Here is a 19,870-nt window from a genome sequence, read left to right on the forward strand (position 1 = left end):
CCCAGGCTTCAAAGAAAGGCCTCCCCATGACCACCACAGCATCAGACATCACCTTCCGCCTGGAGCAGAAGCGCCGGGTCCAGGCTGACTTCCCCGGCCCCAAGTCCGTGGCGCTGACGGAACGCCGCAAGGCAGTCGTCGCCGCCGGCGTCGCCTCCAGCGTCCCCGTCTACGTTGCCGACGCCGACGGCGGGATCATCCACGACGTCGACGGCAACTCCTTCATCGACCTCGGCTCGGGCATCGCCGTGACGAGCGTCGGCGCGTCCGATCCCGCCGTCGTCGGGGCCGTCAAGGAAGCCGTGGAGCACTTCACCCACACCTGCTTCATGGTGACCCCCTACGAGGGCTACGTGGCAGTGGCCGAACAGCTGAACCGCCTCACCCCGGGCAGCCACGAGAAGCGCACCGTCCTCTTCAACTCCGGCGCCGAGGCCGTGGAGAACGCCGTCAAGGTGGCCCGCCTCGCCACCGGACGCGACGCCGTCGTGGCTTTCGACCACGCCTACCACGGCCGGACCAACCTCACCATGGCGCTCACCGCCAAGGCCATGCCGTACAAGACCAACTTCGGCCCGTTCGCGCCCGAGGTCTACCGCATGCCCATGAGCTACCCCTACCGCGAGGAAAACCCGGAGATCACCGGTGCCGAGGCCGCCAAGCGCGCCATCACCATGATCGAAAAGCAGATCGGCGGGGACCAGGTTGCCGCGATCATCATCGAACCCATCCAGGGCGAGGGCGGCTTCATCGTCCCGGCCGAGGGCTTCCTCCCGGCACTGGCCGCGTGGGCCAAGGAAAAGGGCATCGTCTTCATCGCGGACGAGGTCCAGTCCGGCTTCTGCCGCACCGGTGAATGGTTCGCCGTCAACCACGAAGGCGTTGTCCCGGACATCCTGACCATGGCCAAGGGCATCGCCGGCGGCATGCCGCTGTCCGCCATCACCGGCCGGGCAGACCTGCTGGACGCCGTCCACCCGGGCGGCCTGGGCGGCACCTACGGCGGCAACCCGGTTGCCTGCGCCGCTGCCCTTGCGTCCATCGGCTCCATGGAGGAGTACAACCTCAACGGGCGTGCCCGCCACATCGAGGAACTCGCCACCGGCCGGCTCCGCGAGCTCCAGTCCGAGCTCGCCGCCGCCGGGACTGCCGTCATCGGTGACATCCGCGGCCGCGGCGCCATGCTGGCCATTGAACTGGTCCAGGCCGGCTCCAAAGACCCCAACCCGGAACTGACCAAGGCCGTTGCCGCTGCCTGCCTCAAGGAAGGCGTCATCATCCTGACCTGCGGAACCTACGGCAACGTGATCCGTCTGCTGCCGCCGCTGGTCATCACCGATGAGCTGCTCAACGACGGCCTGGACGTCCTCGCCGCCGCCATCCGGGCCAACGCGTAACACCTACCTATAACCAACACCCCGCGAGGGCGCACGCAGCCCCAGGCCCCGGAGCGCATGCTTCCCGGGACCTGGGGCTTTCCTGCTTCGGCAGGGGATGCCCGGGGAACCCCTGCCGGGGCGGTCCGGATCAGCGAAGGATGGAGGCCAGCGGAATGTACTTCAGGTTGGACGTTGTCCCGCCGCTGTTCTCTTCGTCGTGGACCACCAGAAGTCCCTCTTCGAACTGCGGCCCGGCGTCCAGTGCCGTCACGTCCAGGCCGTCGGTTCCGGACACGCCGTCGATATCCCCGTTTCCGCCCACACTGAACTTCCTGACAAAAGCGTTGCTGCCGGACCGCTCATAGATGGCAATGGTGGAGTCGCCCTGGCTGGACACGAAAAGGTGCCCTGATCCGCCGGGGCCGTAGCTGATGCCCAGCCCCTCCACGTCTGCCACGAGCCGCCCTGCGCCGGTTTTGTCCACGGCGGTCCGTTCCTTGCCGGCGTCGGGTTCGGCGCTGTACTTCCACACACCGACGTCCTCCTGCGCGATGTAGAGGTGCCCCAGCTCGTCGTCCGCCACGCAGCTTTCCGTGATGCTGCTGACCGGGAGCTCCCTGACGAGCTCCGCCTCCACCCGGCTTTCGCCGTCGTCAACCAACTCGAACTGTTGGATGGGCCCTTCCTCGTTCGGGGTGACAAAGGCGTAGAACTTGCCGCTGGTGCTGCTGCGGTACATGCAGAAGCCGTAGTTGGGCGCGAACGTCCTGATGCTGCCCGCCGCAACGGGTGTGAGCTCCCGGGTCTTTGGGTCCAGGGTCCACAGGGCCAGGGTGTCATCCGTCCGGTTGTTCCCGCCCACCAGCACGGCCGATTCCCCGGACAGCGGGAACCCTGTCCTCAGGTCGACGTTGCCGATCTTTCCGTCCGGACGGAAGTGGATCAGTTTGCCGTCCATCCCAAAGACGCCGATTCCCCCGCCAGTGTCTGCCTTGTTGTCCGCGATTACCACGCTGTTGGCCGGATTGGCGGGGTCCACCCAGATGGCCGCGTCATCCGCCACGTCTCCTGACCCCGAAAAGCTGGACGTCTCCACGGTGGGTCCCCCGGCCGCCGGGGCCGGTGCCGATGTGGTGGGCGGAGAAGGTTCAGGGCTGGCAGGTCCGGGCGGCTGGTCCCCGGACGGGAGGTTGGTGATCAGCACCAGCGCCGCAAGGACTGCAAGCGCGAGGAGCGCGGCGACGGCGATCCGGATGCGGGTACGCCTGGTGTTTCCCGCGGCAGGAGATGTCATGTGCCCCGCTTTGCGCGTTTGGCCACCGAGTTCCTGCGTGCCGTCCCCAGCATGTCCGCGGTGAGGACGGCCAGGGCCAGCCATACCACGCCGAACCCGATCCAGCGGTCCACGGTCATCGCTTCCCTGAACACCACGAGGGCAATGATGAACTGCAGGACGGGAGCGCAGTACTGGAGCAGGCCGATGGTGGTCATGGGAAGCCTGCGGGCGGAAGCGCCGAAGAACAGCAGCGGAACCGCGGTGATCACCCCGGACGCCACCAGGAGCCAGAAATGGCCGGGACCCTGCGTGGTGAGCGTGTCGGTTCCGGTGGCGGCCAGGAAGATCATGGTGGCCGCTGCAAAGGGGGCCAGCACCATGGTTTCCACGCTGAGGCTCGTGACGGCGTCCACCCGTGGACCCACCCGTTTCTTGACGAACCCGTACAGGCCAAAGCTGAACGCCAGGGTCAGGGCGATCCACGGGAGCTTGCCGTAGGAATAGGTCAGGACGCCCACCGCCACAAACCCGATGCCGACGGCGGCCCACTGCAGCGGCCGCAGCTTCTCCTTCAGGACAAACACGCCAAGCAGCACGGACACCAGCGGGTTGATGAAGTAGCCCAGGGACGCCTCAACAGCCTGCCCGGTGGTGACTCCATAGGTGTAGGTGAGCCAGTTGACGGCGATCAGCAATGCGGCCAGGGCCAGGGAACCGAACACGGCGCGGTTCCGAAGGGCTTGGGCCAGGGCGGACCAGGCGCGGGTCACCGTGATGAGGAGGGCGCAGAACAGCAGCGACCACACCACCCGGTTGGCCACGATCTCGACGGCGCCGGCCGGCATGAGCACAAAGAAGTACAGCGGGAGCAGCCCCCACAGCCCGTAGGCGGCGATGCCAAAGAGGACTCCCGCCGTCGTCTCCTTGTCCACTGCCTTGGGACCCATTGCCTTGGGGCCCGCTGCCGGGGAAGGAGGGCCGGCGGCAGCCGCGGGAGCCGGGGCGCTGGGGGAGGACGATCCGTCGGGAGAGGGCACGAAACCCATAACACCACCTCATTGGCAGGTATTCCAGCAGGCAGGACATGCAATCCGGGAAATAGTCAGTAGGCTTGCTTTCATGACATTCGCGAAGCGGCCGGGCACGGCCCTGTGAGGCTCCGCCGCAGCAACGCCTCAGGCCGGGGCTACCGCCGTGTCGCCGCCGGCAAGGGCTTCAGCTACCGGGACCTCGACGGTTCAACACTGCCGCCCGGCCCTGTCCGGGACCGGCTGGAGAGCATTGGCATCCCGCCGGCCTGGACCGACGTCTGGATTGCCCCGTTTGAAAACGGGCACATCCAGGCCACCGGGCTGGACGCCGTGGGCCGGCGCCAGTACATCTACCATCCGGAATGGCGGGAACGGAAGGACCGGGTCAAGTTCGACCGCGCCCTGCAGTTGGCCGAGTCCCTGCCCGCTGCCCGGCGCCGGGTCACCATGGACCTGCGCGGGGAGGGGTTCCCGCGCGAGCGCGTCCTCGCCGGCGCTTTCAGGATGCTGGACAGCGGGTCCCTGCGGGTGGGGTCCGAACGGTACACGAACGAGAACGGCAGCCACGGGCTCGCCACCCTGCTGTGTGCCCATGTGCAGGTGCGCAAGGATCGGGTCCACCTGAGTTTCCCGGCCAAGAGCGGCAAGGACTGGGAATCGGAAATCCGCGACGCCGACCTCGCCGCCCTGCTGCGCCTGCTCAAGCGCCGCGGCGGGAACGCCAGGCTCCTGGCATACAAGGAGGGCCGGCGCTGGCGTCCCGTCACCAGCGCGGACATCAACGCCTACGTGAAGGAGCGGACCGGCTCGGACTTCACCGCCAAGGACTTCCGGACCCTGCGCGGAACCGCGGCTGCCGCTGCCAGCCTGGCCCGGACCGGCCCGCAGCGGACGGCCGCCACGCGCAAACGCGCCATCAGCCGGGCCATGATTGACGCGTCCGAGGTGCTGGGCAACACCCCGTCCATCGCCCGCAAGAGCTACGTGGACCCGCGCGTGCTGGACCATTACCACGAGGGCGAAACCATGGACCCCAAACGCCCGGACTCCGCCGAGGCCGAGCTCCGGGCGCTGCTGTACCGGGAAGGGGACGTGGTTCCGCTGGCGAAAAGCGGCTGAGGCCTAGAATAGGGGACTGTGCGCTACCTGTTCGGCGCGACGTCATGCATCAGATGATCAGTTCAGAAGGGCTTCCGGTGTCCAACCACAGCGAAACCACCTCTTCCCGTCCCCTCCGCGTTGCCATTGTGGGCGCGGGACCGGCGGGCGTCTACGCTGCGGACATCCTGACCAAGTCCAGCGGGGTCAAGGACGGCGACTTCGAGGTCAGCATCGACCTCTTCGAGGCCCACCCGGCGCCGTACGGCCTGATCCGTTACGGCGTGGCCCCGGACCACCCCCGCATCAAGGGCATCGTCAATGCCCTGCACAAGGTCCTGGACCGCGGCGACATCCGGTTCCTCGGCAACGTGACCTACGGCCGTGACCTCACCCTCCACGACTTCCGCGCCTTCTACGACGCCGTGATCTTCTCCACCGGGGCCGTCAAGGACGCGGACCTGGACATCCCCGGCATCGACCTTCAGGGCTCGTTCGGCGGCGCGGACTTCGTCTCCTGGTACGACGGCCACCCGGACGTGCCCCGCGAATGGCCGCTGGACGCCAGGGAAATCGCCGTGATCGGCAACGGCAACGTGGCCCTGGACGTGGCGCGGATGCTGGTCAAGCACCCCGAAGAGCTGCTGAGCACCGAGATCCCGGACAACGTGTACGCCGGCCTGAAGTCTTCCCCGGTCACGGACGTGCACGTGTTCGGCCGGCGCGGCCCTGCCCAGGTGAAGTTCACGCCGCTGGAGCTCCGCGAACTGAGCCACATGAACGACGTGGACATTGTGCTCTACCCCGAAGACTTCGAATTCGACGAAGCCTCCGATGAAGCCATCCGCAGCAACAACCAGATCAAGACCATGGTGAACACCCTCACCAACTGGCTGGTGGAGGAACACACCGAGTCGGAGAACCCCTCGTCCCGGCGGCTGCACCTGCACTTCCTGCACAGCCCGGTTGAAATACTCGGCGAAGGCGGCACGGGCAAAGTGGGCGGCATCAAGTTCGAGCGCATGCAGCTCGACGGCACCGGCAACGTGAAAGGCACCGGGGAGTACATCGAATACCCCGTCCAGGCGGTCTACCGGGCCATCGGCTACCACGGGTCCGCCCTGGACGAACTTGAGTACGACGCCAAACGTGGCGTCATCCCCAACGAAGGCGGCCGCGTGCTCGACGCCGCGGGCAACCCGGTGCCGGGCATCTACGCCACCGGCTGGATCAAGCGCGGACCGGTGGGCCTGATCGGCCACACCAAGGGCGACGCCCTGGAGACCATCGGCTTCCTGCTCGAGGACAGGCTTACCCTGCCGCCGGCCCAGAACCCCGACCCCCAGGCCATCATCGACCTGCTGGAAGAGCGTGGCATCGAATACACCACGTGGGAGGGCTGGAACAGGCTGGACGCCCACGAGGCAGGGCTTGGTGCGGCCTGGACCGGTCCGGAGGGCCTGGACCACGTGGTCCGCGAACGCATCAAGGTGGTGCCCCGCGAGGAGATGATCCGCATCTCCCGCGGCTGACCCACCCCGCGTTCCCGGCTCCGAGGCTAGGTGGGGGAGAGGGGCCGCGCTACAATGGCCACCACCCCTTGGCCGGCAGCCTGCGGCCGTGCCCCCTTGCAGACGGATTGCGCAACCAGGAGTTCGATGACGAACCTCACCCAGCCCGGCGCCGGCGAGTCGCTGCAGCTCCACGCCCTGGCCGCGCATGAGCAGCTCGACGGCGGTACGTTCGCCGATGCGCCTGAGTTGCCGGGCCTGCGTGCCCTGATCCGCGAATCCTGGCAGCGGTCGGCAGGTTTCAAGGCGAACCCGGACAATCCGGCGGCCCCGCTGGCCATGGACCTGGACGAACTGGACGACTACCGCAGGCAGCACCCCCTGGCCGCCATCATGCCGGTGATCAACAAACTCCTGGTGCAGCCCAGCCATGACAGCGGCCTGCTGGTGGCGGTGGGCGACGAAGTGGGCAGGCTGCTGTGGGTTGACGGGGACCCCGCGCTGCAGCGCCGGGCCGAGGGCATGATGTTCGTCCCGGGCGCCGACTGGTCCGAAGCCACCGTTGGCACCAGCGCGCCCGGAACCGCGCTGGCCCTGGGCCGGGGCATCCAGATTTCCGGTGCCGAGCACTACCAGCGGACGGTCCACCCGTGGAGCTGCACCGCTGTTCCCTTCCACGATCCGGATTCCGGAGCCGTCCTGGGCGTGGTGGACATTACGGGTACGGCCACGGCGGTAGCACCCCACACGTTGTCGCTCGTCGAGGCGACCGTGGCCGCCGCGCAGGCGCAGCTGCGGGTTGAACGGCTGCAGCTGGCGGCGTCGCTGGCCAGCAGGCCCGCACGACGGCGGAGCCAGGGCAGCGCTTCCCGGTCACCGGGGGCAGGGGCGAAGGAAGGCAGCCTGTACCGCAACAGCCTCCAGCTGCTGGGCCGCGACCAGGCCCTCCTCAGCATCGAAGGCAAAACCGTGGTGCTGTCCGCCCGGCACAGCGAAATCCTCGCCCTGCTGAGCTCGCACCCTGAAGGACTGAGCGCCGAGGAACTCAGCGTCCTCCTGTACCCGGGCGACGGCTCCACCATGACCCTGCGCGCCGAAATGGTCAGGCTGCGCAAGGTCCTGCAGCAGCTCAACCCTGCCGCCGTGCCGGAGTCCCGGCCGTACAAGCTCAGCATGGACCTTGTGCCGGACAGCGGCCAGGTCCTGAACTGCCTTCAGCGCGGCGCCCACCGGATCGCGCTCGAGATCTACCGCGGCGCCGTACTGCCCAAGTCCGAGGCGCCCGGCATCATCGACCTTCGGGACAGGGTCTCATCCCTGATGCGGGAAGCCGTCCTCACCGACGGCAGCGCCGAAACGCTGCTCAGGTACGCGGAGCTGCCGGAGGCGAGGGACGACGTCGGGGTCCGCCGTGCCGCCCTGAAACTGCTGCCTGCCCGCTCGCCCAAGCGTGCCGCCGTCGTCGCCGACCTCGAGCGGCTGGAAGCCGAACTCAGCGCCTAGGCCCCTGCCGCCGTCGTTCCATCCGGCGACCTTTCTGTGAGCTGGACCACTCCGGTGCAACCTGACTGCAACCTTTGCCCTCCTACGCTGAGTGCAACGGCGGACGCCATGACCCGGCCTCCGCCCCATGCACAGCAAAGGAGCTAGCAATGACTGTTTACGCCCAGCCCGGTACCGAGGGTTCGAAGGTCACCTTCAAGGACCGCTACGAGAACTGGATCGGCGGCGAGTGGGTGGCCCCCGTCAGGGGCCAGTACTTCGAAAACGTCACCCCCGTCACGGGCAAGGTCTTCTGCGAGGTGGCCCGCGGAACAGCCGAGGACATTGAACTGGCACTCGACGCCGCGCACAAGGTTGCACCGTCCTGGGGCACAACCTCCGTGGCCGAGCGCGCCGCGATCCTGAACAAGATCGCTGACCGGATCGACGAGAACCTGGAAATGCTGGCCGTCGCCGAGTCCTGGGACAACGGCAAGCCCATCCGCGAAACCCTCAACGCCGACATGCCCCTGGCCGCGGACCACTTCCGCTACTTCGCCTCCGCCGTCCGCGCCCAGGAGGGCCGGCTCTCGCAGCTCGACGACGACACCACCGCCTACCACTACCACGAGCCGCTCGGCGTCGTCGGCCAGATCATCCCCTGGAACTTCCCCATCCTGATGGCCGTCTGGAAGCTCGCTCCCGCGCTCGCCGCCGGCAACGCCGTGGTGCTCAAGCCTGCCGAGCAGACGCCGTCGTCCATCCTGGTCCTGATGGAGCTCATCGGCGACCTGCTCCCCGCCGGCGTCCTGAACGTGGTCAACGGTTTCGGCGTCGAGGCCGGAAAGCCGCTCGCGTCCAGCCCCCGCATTCGCAAGATCGCCTTCACGGGCGAGACCACCACGGGCCGGCTGATCAGCCAGTACGCCAGCCAGAACCTGATTCCTGTCACCCTTGAACTCGGCGGCAAGAGCCCCAACATCTTCTTCAACGACGTCGCCCAGGAAAACGACGCCTTCTACGACAAGGCACAGGAAGGCTTCGCGCTGTTCGCCTTCAACCAGGGCGAGGTGTGCACCTGCCCGTCCCGCGCCCTGGTCCAGGAAGACATCTACGAGTCCTTCATGGCCGACGCCGTTGCCCGGGTGGAGAAGATGGTGCAGGGCAACCCGCTGGACACCGAGACGCAGGTGGGCGCCCAGGCATCCAACGACCAGCTCGAGAAGATCCTGTCCTACATTGACATCGGAAAGCAGGAAGGCGCCAAGGTCCTGACCGGCGGCGCCCGCGCCGAACTGCCCGGCGACCTCGCCGGTGGCTTCTACGTCCAGCCCACGGTCTTCGAGGGCCACAACAAGATGCGGATCTTCCAGGAGGAGATCTTTGGCCCGGTGGTCGCCGTGACGAAGTTCAGTGACTACAACGACGCCATGGGCCTTGCCAACGACACCCTGTACGGCCTCGGCGCCGGAGTCTGGTCGCGCAACGGCAACGTCGCGTACCGGGCGGGCCGGGAAATCCAGGCCGGCCGTGTCTGGGTGAACAACTACCACGCCTACCCGGCCGGGGCCGCGTTTGGCGGCTACAAGTCCTCAGGCATCGGGCGTGAGAACCACTCCATGATGCTGGACCACTACCAGCAGACCAAGAACCTGCTGGTCAGCTACAACGAAAACAAGCTCGGCTTCTTCTAGGAGCCGCCGCTGCACCCCCGCTCCAACCCAGCTACAACGACGCAAGGATTTCGCCAATGACGACGAGAATGCAAGCAGCAGTAGTAACCGAGTTCGGCAAGGACCTCCAGGTCCAGGACCTCGAGATTCCCACCCCCGGTCCGGGACAGGCCCTGGTCAAGGTCCTGACCACCGGCGTCTGCCACACCGACCTCCACGCAGCAGAAGGTGACTGGCCCGTCAAGCCCTCACCGCCCTTCATCCCCGGCCACGAGGGCGTGGGAGAAGTGGTGGCCCTCGGCGAGGGCGTCACGGACCTGGCCGTCGGTGACCTGGTTGGCAACGCCTGGCTCTGGTCCGCCTGCGGCGACTGCCAGTACTGCCGCACCGGCTGGGAGACGCTCTGCGAAGTGCAGAAGAACGCCGGCTACAGCGTGGACGGCTCATTCGGCGAGTACATGCTGGTGGACTCGCGGTTCGCCGCCCGCATACCGGCGGGATCCGACCCCGTCGAGGTGGCGCCGGTGCTGTGCGCCGGCGTCACCGTCTACAAGGGCCTGAAGATGACCGAGGCCAAGCCCGGCCAGTGGGTCACCATCTCCGGCATCGGCGGCCTGGGCCACATCGCCGTCCAGTACGCGGTGGCCATGGGCCTCCGGGTTGCGGCGGTGGACATCGCCGACGACAAGCTCGCCCTGGCGAAGGCCCACGGCGCCGAACTGACGGTCAACGCCCTGCACGAGGACCCGGTGGAAGTCATCCAGCGCGAAACCGGAGGTTGCCATGGCGTCCTGGTCACGGCCGTGCACCCGTCAGCGTTCGGCCAGGCCATCGGCATGGCACGCCGTGGCGGGACGATCGTGTTCAACGGGCTGCCGCCCGGCGACTTTCCCGCACCGATCTTCGAGATTGTGCTCAAGGGCCTGACGGTCCGCGGTTCGATCGTGGGAACCCGGCAGGACATGGAGGAAGCGCTGGACTTCTACTCGCAGGGCAAGATCCACCCCACCGTGTCAGTGCGGGAGCTCTCGGAAATCAACGCGGTGCTCGATGAGATGAAGCACGCCAAGATCGACGGCCGCGTGGTCCTGAGGTTCTGATGCCGGACACGCTGAAGGCCGCGGTGACGCTGCCCGGAGAGGAGTTCTCCCGGGTGGCGCTCACCCCGGCCGCCGTGCAGCTGCTGCGGAAACTGTGGCTCCAGCACGGGCCGCTCATGTTCCACCAGTCCGGCGGCTGCTGCGACGGGTCCTCGCCCATGTGCTATCCGGCGGGCGACTTCATCACCGCGGAAGCAGACGTCCTGCTGGGCCTCTTTGACCTCTCCGACGGACTGGAACCTCAACCGCTGGAATTTTGGATGTCCCGGGAACAATTCAGTTACTGGAGCCATACCCATCTGACCGTGGACGTGGTGTCGGGGCGGGGAAGCGGGTTTTCCGTGGAAGCGCCGGAGGGCAAACGGTTCCTGATCCGCTCCACTCTCATGGACTGGCCTGCCTAGTAATTCGGCCGAAGCACGCTTGGGACCCTTCAACTGGAGGGTCCCAACTGCGTTCACCGGAACAAAGTTTGGCACATCGCGCATCTCACCATTCGGAACAATTCGGCCCGTCCAGTGGATGGACACTAGCGTTAGGAGGTCTGTTTCCAGCCGAAACCAGGATTGTGATTTCCCCTATGAACCTTCTCCGGACCAAATCCATCGAGCAGTCGATGGCCGACGCCGATGAGCCCGGACGCAAGCTCAAGCGCTCCCTCAGCACCTGGGACCTGATGATCATGGGCGTCGCGGTGGCTGTCGGCGCCGGCATCTTCTCCGTGGGCGCCAAAGCGGCAGCCAACTTCTCGGGACCGGCCGTGACGCTGTCCTTTGCCGTCGCCGCGGTCACGTGCGCGCTGGCCATCATGTGCTACGCCGAGTTCGCCACCGCCATCCCGGTGGCAGGCTCCGCCTACGTCTTCACCTACGCCACCATGGGCGAACTCCTCGCCTGGATCATCGGCTGGAACCTGATCCTGGAACTCTTCACCGCGGCGGCAGTCATCGCCAAGTACTGGGGCATTTACCTCAGCAAGGTGTTCGCCCTCATGGGGGCCGACATTCCGCCGGCGGTCTCCCTGGGCGGGGTTGACCTTTACTGGGGCGCCTTCCTGATCGTCGCCGTCTTCACCGTGCTGCTGGTCCTTGGCACCAAGCTTTCCGCCCGCGTAGGCAACATCTTCACCCTGATCAAGATCGGCGTCGTCCTCTTCGTGATCGTGGTGGGCTTCACCTACGTGAAGTTCGAAAACTACGCCCCGTTCGTTCCCGCCGCTGAGCCCACCGGCGGCACGGGCACCGCCGACGTCCTCAAGCAGTCGTTCTTCGGCTTCCTGACCGGGGCCGCGCCGGCCCAGTACGGCACCTTGGGCATCTTTGCCGGTGCCGCGCTGGTGTTCTTCGCGTTCATCGGATTTGACGTGGTGGCCACCTCCGCCGAGGAAGTGAAGAACCCGCAGAAGACCCTGCCGCGCGGCATCTTCGGCGGACTGGCCCTGGTGACCCTGCTCTACATCCTGGTCTCGCTGGCCCTGACCGGCATGGTGTCCTACACGCAGCTGGCCGAAGCTGAGAACCCCACCCTCACCACCGCCTTCGAAGCCGTAGGCGACACGTCAGCCGCCAAGGTCATCGCCTTCGGCTCGCTGGTGGGCCTGACCACCGTGATCATGGTGCTCCTCATGGGCCTGTCCCGCGTGGTTCTGGCCATGAGCCGCGACGGCCTCCTGCCCCGGGCGCTGTCCAGGACCAGCGAGAAGCGTTCGACGCCGGTACGCCTCCAGGTCATCTGCGGCGCCGGCGTCGCACTGGTGGCCGGCCTGACCAACGTGGACCTGCTGGAGGAAATGATCAACATCGGAACGCTGTCCGCGTTCGTGGTGGTAAGCCTCGGCATCCTGGTGCTCCGCAAGAAGCGCCCTGACCTGAAGCCCGCCTTCCGCGTCCCCTTCGGAAAGGTCCTGCCCATCGTGTCCGCGGTGCTGTGCCTCTACCTCATGACCAACCTTGCGGTGGAGACGTGGATCTTCTTTGCCATCTGGCTGGTCATCGGCATGGCGATCTACTTCGCCTACGGCCAGCGCCACTCCCGCCTCAACGAGCGGTTCGGCGACGCCAGCAGTGCGGTCAACGGAACGGCTTCAGGCGAGGTGCGCGACGGCGACGAGCTCACCCGCGTCTGATCCCCTTCCCCGAATGCCCGCCCTGGCCGCCCGGGCGGGCATTCGCATGCCCGGCTTCCAGGATGGAGCCGCCACCTAGGATTGGACTTATGGCCCGCCCCACACGACACGAACGCAAGGCCGAACTCCTCGCCGCCATCCTTGACTATTTGATGGACAAGACGCTGGCCGAGCTCACCTTCCGGAGCCTGGCCGAGGGCCTGGGGATGAGCGCCTACGTGCTGGTGTACCACTTCGGAAGCCGCGACCAGCTCATCAACGACATCGTTGTTTCCATCGAGTCCCGGCTGGACCGGATGCGCAACACCGACGTGCGGGACATCGACCGCGCCGCCTGGCGGGACTTCCTGCTGGATTCCTGGCAGTGGACCATGGCGCAGCGCAACCGGCACCTCACGCGGCTCGAATTTGAAGCGACGGCGCAGGACATCGTGGCCGCCGAGCCACGGGGAACGTCGCAGGAACACTTCCGGATGCTCCACCACAAGACCCGCGACTGGCTGATGGTCCAGGGGATACCGGAGGAATTCGCCGATACGGACGCGCGGCTCTTCACCTCCACCTTTTACGGACTCCAGTTCGACTTCGTGGTCATGAACGAGCCGGAGGCAGCCACGAAGGCCTTCGAACTGATGCTCACGGTCTTCTTCAACAACCTTGAGACCCGGCTGGCGGCAAGCGGACAGGACGGCTGAGCAGCCCTGCCCTTCGGACTCGCTGGCCCCTCGACGGCGGCAGCACCCTGCCGCTGCGTGTCCCTTACGCCGCCGTCTCAGAGCTGTAACAATGAGCCGTATATGGGTGGCCTGACCGTCGTACCATGATTGAATCAGAGTAATCGAACGATTGTTCGAATGGCGAACACCAGGGCTAGGGAACGCAGAAGTTCCCAGTCATGTGCACGAAGGAGTGAACATGAAACGTCGTCTTATTTCCGTCCTCGCAGCAGCCTCCATCCTTGGAATGGCGGCCTGCGGAAGCGGTTCGCCCAGTTCCACGGGAGGCGGAACCGCACCCGCCACCGGGGGCGGGGAAGAAGGTTTGACCAAGGTCAGCGTGGGCGTCATCCCCATTGTCGACTGCGCGCCCATCTATCTCGGTGACAAGCAGGGATTCTTCAAGGAAGAGGGCCTTGAGCTGGATATCCAGACAGCCACCGGCGGCGCGGCGATTGTCCCCGGCGTGGTGAGCGGCAGCTTCGACTTCGCCTTCTCCAACCTGATCTCGGTCATGGTGGCCAAGGACAAGGGTCTGGACCTGAAGTTCGTGGCAAACGGCGCCTCCACCACGGGTGAAGAGGGCAAGGACATCGGCGGTGTCGTTGTCCCGGCCGGATCGGACATCCAGTCCGCCAAGGACCTCGCCGGGAAAACTGTTTCCGTGAACAACCTCTCCAATATCGGCGACACCACCATCAAGTCGGTCATCGAGAAGGACGGCGGCGATCCCAGCGGGGTGAAGTTCGTGGAAGTAGCTTTCCCGGACGCCCCTGCGGCGCTGGCCAACAAGCAGGTGGATGCAGCATGGATCCTCGAGCCGTTCCTGTCCAAGGCCGTAGATGAAGGCGGAACGGTGGTGTCGTCGAACTTCGTGGAGATGAGCCCGGAACTCGATATCGCCGGCTACTTCACCAAGGGCGACACCATCAGCGGTAAAGCCGACCTGACGGAGAAGTTCACCCGCGCCATGAACAAGTCCCTGGAATACGCCCAGGAGCACCCGGACGAAGTCCGCGAGATCGTGGGCACGTACACCAAGATCGACGAGGCCACGCGGGCGAAGATGATCCTCCCGCGCTACCGCGTTGAGTTCGACGAGGGCGCGTTCAAGACGCTGGGCGACGCGGCAGCCAAGTACGGCACGCTCTCCACAGCCCCCAGTGCGGACGACCTCCTCCCGTGAGTCCTGGAACCCTGGCCGCCGGCGGTGCCGCTCCACCCGTGGAGCGGCAGCGCCGGAAGGCGGGCAAGGGGGTGTCGAAGCAGCTGCTGGGGATCCTGGGCATTATCGGATTCCTGGGAACGTGGGAGCTCATTCCCCGGCTCGGCCTGATCGATGAACGGTTCCTCCCGCCCGCCAGCGAGGTTATAGCCGCCCTGGTTGTCGACTTCGGACTGACGGCCTTCTGGGTTGCGGTGGGCGAGACCATGAAGGCGTGGTTCCTCGGCCTGCTGATGGCAGTGGCGGCCGCCGTTCTGCTGGGCTTCATCATCGGCTCCAGCGATTTCCTGCGGAAGGCCACCAACTCCACCATCGAATTCCTTCGCCCCATCCCGTCGGTTGCCCTCATCCCGTTGGCCGTGCTGCTCTTCGGCGTGAAAATCGAGTCGTCCCTGCTCCTGATTGTGTACGCCTCCTTCTGGCAGGTCCTGATCCAGGTGCTGTACGGAGTGGCCGATGTGGACATGGTTGCCAACAACACCGCCAAGACGTACGGCCTGGGCAGGCTGGCCCGGATCCGGTACGTGGTCTTTCCCACCGCCCTGCCCTACCTGATGACGGGAGTGCGGCTCGCCGCCGCCGTGGCGCTGGTCCTGGCCATCACCGCGGAACTCGTCATCGGATCCCCGGGACTTGGCAGGGAGATCGCCTTGGCCCAGTCCGGCGGCGCCATCTCCGGCATGTACGCCCTGGTGCTGGCCACGGGCCTGATCGGCGTCCTCATCAACATGCTGATGCGCCAGATTGAAAAAAGGATCCTGGGCTGGCATTCGTCCATCCGGTCGGAGGTGATCGTATGAGGACGGCCAGGAACATCGGCTACATCCTGGGGCTGCCCGTGCTGCTGGTCCTGGTCTGGTGGTTGTCCACCCTGGGTTCAGTCAACTTTTTTGTCCCCAAACCGGCAGATCTCGTGGAGACGTTTGGCGAGGTCTGGTTCGGTGAGCGTTTCTTTTCGGATGTCCTGCCCAGCCTGGGCCGGCTTGTGGTGGGCGTCGCCGCTGCCATCCTCATCGGGGTGGTGGGCGGTGTCCTGATCGGATCCGTCCGCTGGCTGCGGGCCCTCCTGGAACCAACGCTGGAGTTCTTCCGCGCCATCCCGCCTCCGGTCCTGGTGCCGGTCCTCATGCTGCTCATGGGAATAACCGATTCCATGAAGGTCATGGTGATCATCTCCGGCTGCGTCTGGCCGGTGCTGCTGAACACCATCGAAGGCGTCCGGGCCGTGGACCCTGTCCTTTCCGACTCCGCCCACACCTACGGCATTAGCGGCTGGGCGCGGGTCCGGTACCTGGTGCTGCCCTCCGCGAGCCCGCAGATCATGGCCGGCGTCCGCCAGTCGCTGTCCCTCGGGCTGATCCTGATGGTGATCTCCGAAATGTTTGCCTCGTCCTCCGGGCTGGGCTTTACGATCGTCCAGTTCCAGCGCTCCTTCGCCATCCCCGAAATGTGGTCCGGCATCGTGGTCCTGGGCCTGCTGGGCGTGGCCATGTCCTTCATCTTCCAGTGGGCCGAACGGAACATCCTGCGCTGGTACCACGGCCAGAAAGAGGTAGAAAATGCAGCCTGACGCCACTGAAGCAAACACGGAGGCCACGCTTTCCGTACGGGGGCTGAAGAAGGTCTACCAGACCGACGGCGGCGACGTCGAAGCTGTCCGCAACCTCACCTTCGACCTGCGCGCCGGGGAGTTGGCCTGCCTGGTGGGGCCTTCCGGGTCCGGCAAGACCACACTGCTCAAGTGCATCTCCGGGCTCATGGCGCCCACCGAGGGCGAGGTGCTCCTTGACGGCAAGCGCGTGACCGGCCCGCCCAAGAAGATGGCGGTGGTCTTCCAGGAGTACGGGCGTTCGCTGTTCCCGTGGATGCGGGTGCGGGACAACGTGGAACTGCCACTGAAGAACCAGGGTGTCCCCAAGGGCGAACGCGACCGGCTGGTGGACGACGCCCTCGAAGCCGTGGGCCTCTCCCACGTCCCGCGGTCCTATCCCTGGCAGCTCTCCGGCGGTATGCAGCAGCGCGTCGCAATCGCCCGGGCCATCGCCTACCAGCCCGAGGTCCTGCTCATGGACGAGCCGTTCGCTGCGGTGGATGCGCAGACCCGCGCCGACCTTGAGGACCTGATCCGGGTTGTCTGGAAAAAACTCGGCGTGACGGTGCTGTTCGTGACCCACGACATTGACGAATCCGTCTACCTTGGCGAGCGGGTCATCATCCTGTCGAGCTCTCCGACGGTGATCCAGGAGGACATCCAGATCGACCTCCCGGCGGACCGTGACCAGCTGAACACCCGTTCCCTGCCGCGCTTTACCGAGCTGCGCCACCACGTCTACGAACAGATCCAGCTGGCCAAGAAGGGACACCGGCCGGCGGCGGCTACCTCCGGGGGAGCAGGCACCGAATAGGGAATTCGCACAAGGGGGTACACCGCTCAAGGGGCAGCGTGCCGGCTGACCCAGTCCACCAACGGGCGCAGGTCATCCCACAGCTCCGCGATTTCATGGACCGCGCCGGGGGTGGCAAGCCAGTCCGGCCGGCCCAGGCTGACGCTGGCTGAGAGGGATTTGTGCTTCAGGAGTTCCGCCCGCGGATGCTCGCGGGCGTACCCCCGCGGCACTGTTTTCAGCTTCTCGCCCTCAACAGAGAAGCCGGTTGCGGCAGCGGCCTCCACAATGTGGCGGAGAGCCTCACCGGTGCCTGAGGCGTCCACCGAGTTGCGGTAGCGGGCCAGCTGCGCAGGGGTGTGCGAGTGGCAGCCCCCGCCCACCAGCAGGCCGTCAGCGCTGATCTGCAGGTAGTAGCCAACACCCTCCTGGACGGACGCCACCGCACCTTGGGCCGTCTTGTACGGGGACTTGTCCTCGGAGAACCGGATATCCCTGTTGGGCCGGAAAAGCTTCGCCGGACCGAACCGGGGCTCCAGCTCTGCGAGCAGTGATGCCAGCGGTTCCTTGACCAGCGACTGGTACCCCGCCCGGTGTTCCTGCCACCACTCCCGGTTGTTGTTGTCCTGAAGCTCTTCGTAGAACCCAAAAGCGCCGGCCGGGATGCCCTGGAAAGTTGTCATGGTGCGAGCCTAGGGGCGCCCCGCACCGGAGGACAGTGCCCGGATCCGCTATGTGCACATGCTGCCCTATGTGGAAAAGGGGCCACCCCGCCACGGAATCCGTGACGGGGTGGACCCTGGAGCAACCTCAGGAAAGGCTGGATTAGCCGATCTTGTTGGCTGATTCTGCGTCCGAAGCCGGCGCTGACGGGGCGTCTGCGGCACCGAGGTTGGCGCGCAGCTTGGCGCCGAGGTCGGCGTCAACGTTCGTCCAGTACTGGATGGCGCGTTCCTTGATGCCGGGGCTCTTCACGCCGCCCACGGCACCGGTGATGGTCTCGAGCAGGCGGGCCTTGGCGCCGTCGTCGAAAACCTCGCGGTACAGAGTGCCGGCCTGGACAAAGTCGCTGTCCTCAGCGTGGAGGGAGTGCGCAGCCAGCGTCAGCTCGCCGTCGTTCTCCCAGCCGCCGGCCGGGTTCTGCGGCTCCACGGCAGCCGGGCCGCCCACGGAGTTGGGGGCGTACACCGGAACGGACGGGGCGTTGAAGTGGTAACGCCCGGCGCCGTCCTGGCTGTAGTTGTTGACCTGGTTCTTGGGCTGGTTCACCGGGATCTGGGCGTGGTTGGTGCCCACGCGGTAGCGGTGCGCGTCCGCGTAGGAGAAGATGCGGGCCTGCAGCATCTTGTCCGGGGAAGCGGCGATGCCCGGCACGAAGTTCGACGGCGCGAAAGTGGCCTGCTCGATCTGTGCGAAGTAGTTCTCCGGGTTCCGGTTCAGCTCCATGGTGCCCACCTTGATCAGCGGGTAGTCGCCGTGCGGCCACACCTTGGTCAGGTCGAACGGGTTGAAGCGGTAGGTCTTGGCGTCCTCGTACGGCATGACCTGGACGTGCAGGTCCCAGGACGGGAAGTTGCCGGCTTCGATGTTCTCGGACAGGTCGCGGATGTAGTAGTCAGCGTCCGAGCCGGCCAGCTGCTCTGCCTGCTCGCTGCCCATGGAGTTCACGCCCTGGTTGGACTTGAAGTGGTACTTGACCCAGAAGCGCTCGCCCTCGGCGTTGATCCACTGGTAGGTGTGCGAGCCGTAGCCCTGCATTTCACGCCAGGAGGCGGGCAGGCCGCGGTCGCCCATCAGCCAGGTGACCTGGTGGGCGGATTCGGGGGACAAGGTCCAGAAGTCCCACTGCATGTCTGCGTCGCGCAGGTGGGTGCCGGGGAGGCGCTTCTGGGAGTGGATGAAGTCCGGGAACTTGATGCCGTCGCGGATGAAGAAGACGGGGGTGTTGTTGCCCACGAGGTCGTAGTTGCCCTCGGAGGTGTAGAACTTCACGGCGAAGCCGCGGGGATCGCGCCAGGTGTCCGGGGAGCCGCTTTCGCCGGCCACGGAGGAGAAGCGGATCAGCATCTCGGTTTCGACGCCCGGCTGCAGGAAGGCTGCCTTGGTGTACCTGGACACGTCCTCGGTGGCCTTGAACGTGCCGAATGCGCCGCCGCCCTTGGCGTGCACTACGCGCTCCGGAACCCGCTCGCGGTTGAACTGGGCGAGCTTTTCCACCAGGTAGTGGTCAGTCAGGATGATGGCACCGTCGGCACCGGTTGACTTGGAGTGCGCGTCGGACGTAACGGGGGCACCTGACTGGGTTGTTGAAATGGCAGTCATTGTTCTCCTATTTCTCTTATTTCTGTGGTTCTTCAGAGGGACGATTGGAAGGAAGTTGTGGGGACTGCTGGCAGTCCTGGCAGATGCCCTGGTACATGACATCGGCGATCTGGATGGTCATCGGCTTGGTTTCCTCGTCCCAGTGGGGGGTGAGGCAGGGCGCGTGGCCCACTGCGCAGTCGACGTCCTCCACGCGGCCGCAGCTGATGCAGATGGCGTGGTGGTGGTTGTCTCCCACCCGTGTTTCGTACAGGGCGGGGGAGTGCGGGGGCTCAAACCTGCGGAGCATATGCAGGTCCGTCAGGTCGCCCAGCACCACATACACGGACTGGGCCGTCAGCTCGGGAAGCTCGGCACGGGCGGCGCTCAGGATGCTTTCGGCGGGGGAATGGGGATGGCGTTCGACGGCGGACAGGACCGCCAGCCGCTGTTTGGTCACCCTGCGGCCGTGGGCGCGCAGGGCGGCAGCCCATGCTTCGTGGCCGTCAAAGTGTTCCGTCATGACACCATTGAAGCACTTATTATGAACATCTCACAATAAGGCTGGA

18 protein-coding genes are annotated in these 19,870 nt (G+C 66.0%); 13 read left to right on the plus strand and 5 right to left on the minus strand.

Annotation, left to right across the window (positions count from 1 at the left end; translation table 11 throughout):
- The first annotated feature begins 26 nt into the window (after nucleotides 1-26).
- Nucleotides 27-1,397: a 4-aminobutyrate--2-oxoglutarate transaminase gene (gabT, locus tag AC6CHP_RS00960; RefSeq protein WP_188727263.1), complete on the plus strand. Its 1,371-nt coding sequence runs from the start codon at nucleotides 27-29 to the stop codon at nucleotides 1,395-1,397.
- A gap of 130 nt (nucleotides 1,398-1,527) precedes the next feature.
- Here gabT and AC6CHP_RS00965 read toward each other — a convergent pair whose 3' ends face one another.
- A complete protein-coding gene (locus tag AC6CHP_RS00965) occupies nucleotides 1,528-2,673 on the minus strand; it encodes a phytase (protein WP_498227828.1) in 1,146 nt (381 codons plus the stop codon).
- Nucleotides 2,670-3,701 carry an EamA family transporter RarD gene (gene rarD, locus AC6CHP_RS00970; protein WP_498227830.1) on the minus strand — a complete coding sequence of 344 codons (1,032 nt, stop codon included), beginning with the start codon at nucleotides 3,699-3,701 and terminating at the stop codon, nucleotides 2,670-2,672. Before rarD ends, AC6CHP_RS00965 begins: the two co-directional genes overlap by 4 nt.
- Nucleotides 3,702-3,806: 105 nt before the next feature.
- On the opposite strand from rarD, the gene AC6CHP_RS00975 reads away from it, so the two are divergent.
- The 12 genes from AC6CHP_RS00975 (at nucleotide 3,807) to AC6CHP_RS01030 (ending at nucleotide 17,021) form a co-directional block, all read left to right on the plus strand.
- Nucleotides 3,807-4,805 (plus strand): DNA topoisomerase IB, encoded by a 999-nt coding sequence (locus tag AC6CHP_RS00975; RefSeq protein WP_498227831.1) that lies wholly within the window; start codon nucleotides 3,807-3,809, stop codon nucleotides 4,803-4,805.
- A gap of 53 nt (nucleotides 4,806-4,858) precedes the next feature.
- Nucleotides 4,859-6,316 carry an FAD-dependent oxidoreductase gene (locus tag AC6CHP_RS00980; protein ID WP_427115868.1) on the plus strand — a complete coding sequence of 486 codons (1,458 nt, stop codon included), beginning with the start codon at nucleotides 4,859-4,861 and terminating at the stop codon, nucleotides 6,314-6,316.
- 126 nt (nucleotides 6,317-6,442) lie between these two features.
- Nucleotides 6,443-7,798 carry a helix-turn-helix domain-containing protein gene (locus tag AC6CHP_RS00985; protein WP_188727270.1) on the plus strand — a complete coding sequence of 452 codons (1,356 nt, stop codon included), beginning with the start codon at nucleotides 6,443-6,445 and terminating at the stop codon, nucleotides 7,796-7,798.
- Nucleotides 7,799-7,947: 149 nt separating this feature from the next.
- Complete coding sequence (gene exaC, locus AC6CHP_RS00990) at nucleotides 7,948-9,471, plus strand: acetaldehyde dehydrogenase ExaC (RefSeq protein ID WP_498227834.1); 1,524 nt, start codon at nucleotides 7,948-7,950, stop codon at nucleotides 9,469-9,471.
- 56 nt (nucleotides 9,472-9,527) lie between these two features.
- Complete coding sequence (gene adhP / locus AC6CHP_RS00995) at nucleotides 9,528-10,550, plus strand: alcohol dehydrogenase AdhP (protein ID WP_188727274.1); 1,023 nt, start codon at nucleotides 9,528-9,530, stop codon at nucleotides 10,548-10,550.
- On the plus strand, nucleotides 10,550-10,954 hold the full coding sequence (locus AC6CHP_RS01000) for a DUF779 domain-containing protein (protein WP_498227836.1): 405 nt from the start codon (nucleotides 10,550-10,552) through the stop codon (nucleotides 10,952-10,954). Before adhP ends, AC6CHP_RS01000 begins: the two co-directional genes overlap by 1 nt.
- Before the next feature lie 176 nt (nucleotides 10,955-11,130).
- A complete protein-coding gene (locus AC6CHP_RS01005; RefSeq protein ID WP_188727278.1) occupies nucleotides 11,131-12,675 on the plus strand; it encodes an amino acid permease in 1,545 nt (514 codons plus the stop codon).
- An 89-nt stretch (nucleotides 12,676-12,764) separates the two neighbouring features.
- Complete coding sequence (locus AC6CHP_RS01010) at nucleotides 12,765-13,370, plus strand: TetR/AcrR family transcriptional regulator (RefSeq protein ID WP_104184418.1); 606 nt, start codon at nucleotides 12,765-12,767, stop codon at nucleotides 13,368-13,370.
- A gap of 220 nt (nucleotides 13,371-13,590) precedes the next feature.
- A complete protein-coding gene (locus AC6CHP_RS01015) occupies nucleotides 13,591-14,577 on the plus strand; it encodes an ABC transporter substrate-binding protein (RefSeq protein WP_498227839.1) in 987 nt (328 codons plus the stop codon).
- Nucleotides 14,574-15,416: an ABC transporter permease gene (locus tag AC6CHP_RS01020; protein ID WP_377194109.1), complete on the plus strand. Its 843-nt coding sequence runs from the start codon at nucleotides 14,574-14,576 to the stop codon at nucleotides 15,414-15,416. The genes AC6CHP_RS01015 and AC6CHP_RS01020 overlap by 4 nt, the downstream gene beginning before the upstream one ends.
- A complete protein-coding gene (locus AC6CHP_RS01025) occupies nucleotides 15,413-16,186 on the plus strand; it encodes an ABC transporter permease (RefSeq protein ID WP_188727285.1) in 774 nt (257 codons plus the stop codon). The genes AC6CHP_RS01020 and AC6CHP_RS01025 overlap by 4 nt, the downstream gene beginning before the upstream one ends.
- Complete coding sequence (locus AC6CHP_RS01030) at nucleotides 16,176-17,021, plus strand: ABC transporter ATP-binding protein (RefSeq protein WP_104184414.1); 846 nt, start codon at nucleotides 16,176-16,178, stop codon at nucleotides 17,019-17,021. The genes AC6CHP_RS01025 and AC6CHP_RS01030 overlap by 11 nt, the downstream gene beginning before the upstream one ends.
- A 26-nt stretch (nucleotides 17,022-17,047) precedes the next feature.
- Here the strand turns inward: AC6CHP_RS01030 and AC6CHP_RS01035 are convergent, their stop codons facing one another.
- The 3 genes from AC6CHP_RS01035 to AC6CHP_RS01045 form a co-directional block, all read right to left on the minus strand.
- On the minus strand, nucleotides 17,048-17,683 hold the full coding sequence (locus AC6CHP_RS01035) for a DUF2461 domain-containing protein (RefSeq protein ID WP_498227842.1): 636 nt from the start codon (nucleotides 17,681-17,683) through the stop codon (nucleotides 17,048-17,050).
- Between the two features lie 142 nt (nucleotides 17,684-17,825).
- Complete coding sequence (locus tag AC6CHP_RS01040) at nucleotides 17,826-19,322, minus strand: catalase (RefSeq protein WP_188727288.1); 1,497 nt, start codon at nucleotides 19,320-19,322, stop codon at nucleotides 17,826-17,828.
- A gap of 16 nt (nucleotides 19,323-19,338) precedes the next feature.
- Nucleotides 19,339-19,824, minus strand: coding sequence for a Fur family transcriptional regulator (locus AC6CHP_RS01045; protein ID WP_498227845.1), 486 nt, complete (start codon nucleotides 19,822-19,824; stop codon nucleotides 19,339-19,341).
- Nucleotides 19,825-19,870: the final 46 nt, after the last annotated feature.

This window comes from Pseudarthrobacter sp. GQ63, assembly GCF_059758765.1.

Bases quoted from the DNA above. Each gene is read 5' to 3' on its own strand.
- gabT (WP_188727263.1), top strand. From the start codon at position 27: ATGACCACCACAGCATCAGACATCACCTTCCGCCTGGAGCAGAAGCGC.
- AC6CHP_RS00965 (WP_498227828.1), bottom strand. From the start codon at position 2,673: ATGACATCTCCTGCCGCGGGAAACACCAGGCGTACCCGCATCCGGATC.
- rarD (WP_498227830.1), bottom strand. From the start codon at position 3,701: ATGGGTTTCGTGCCCTCTCCCGACGGATCGTCCTCCCCCAGCGCCCCG.
- AC6CHP_RS00980 (WP_427115868.1), top strand. From the start codon at position 4,859: ATGATCAGTTCAGAAGGGCTTCCGGTGTCCAACCACAGCGAAACCACC.
- AC6CHP_RS00985 (WP_188727270.1), top strand. From the start codon at position 6,443: ATGACGAACCTCACCCAGCCCGGCGCCGGCGAGTCGCTGCAGCTCCAC.
- exaC (WP_498227834.1), top strand. From the start codon at position 7,948: ATGACTGTTTACGCCCAGCCCGGTACCGAGGGTTCGAAGGTCACCTTC.
- adhP (WP_188727274.1), top strand. From the start codon at position 9,528: ATGACGACGAGAATGCAAGCAGCAGTAGTAACCGAGTTCGGCAAGGAC.
- AC6CHP_RS01000 (WP_498227836.1), top strand. From the start codon at position 10,550: ATGCCGGACACGCTGAAGGCCGCGGTGACGCTGCCCGGAGAGGAGTTC.
- AC6CHP_RS01005 (WP_188727278.1), top strand. From the start codon at position 11,131: ATGAACCTTCTCCGGACCAAATCCATCGAGCAGTCGATGGCCGACGCC.
- AC6CHP_RS01010 (WP_104184418.1), top strand. From the start codon at position 12,765: ATGGCCCGCCCCACACGACACGAACGCAAGGCCGAACTCCTCGCCGCC.
- AC6CHP_RS01015 (WP_498227839.1), top strand. From the start codon at position 13,591: ATGAAACGTCGTCTTATTTCCGTCCTCGCAGCAGCCTCCATCCTTGGA.
- AC6CHP_RS01025 (WP_188727285.1), top strand. From the start codon at position 15,413: ATGAGGACGGCCAGGAACATCGGCTACATCCTGGGGCTGCCCGTGCTG.
- AC6CHP_RS01030 (WP_104184414.1), top strand. From the start codon at position 16,176: ATGCAGCCTGACGCCACTGAAGCAAACACGGAGGCCACGCTTTCCGTA.
- AC6CHP_RS01035 (WP_498227842.1), bottom strand. From the start codon at position 17,683: ATGACAACTTTCCAGGGCATCCCGGCCGGCGCTTTTGGGTTCTACGAA.
- AC6CHP_RS01040 (WP_188727288.1), bottom strand. From the start codon at position 19,322: ATGACTGCCATTTCAACAACCCAGTCAGGTGCCCCCGTTACGTCCGAC.
- AC6CHP_RS01045 (WP_498227845.1), bottom strand. From the start codon at position 19,824: ATGACGGAACACTTTGACGGCCACGAAGCATGGGCTGCCGCCCTGCGC.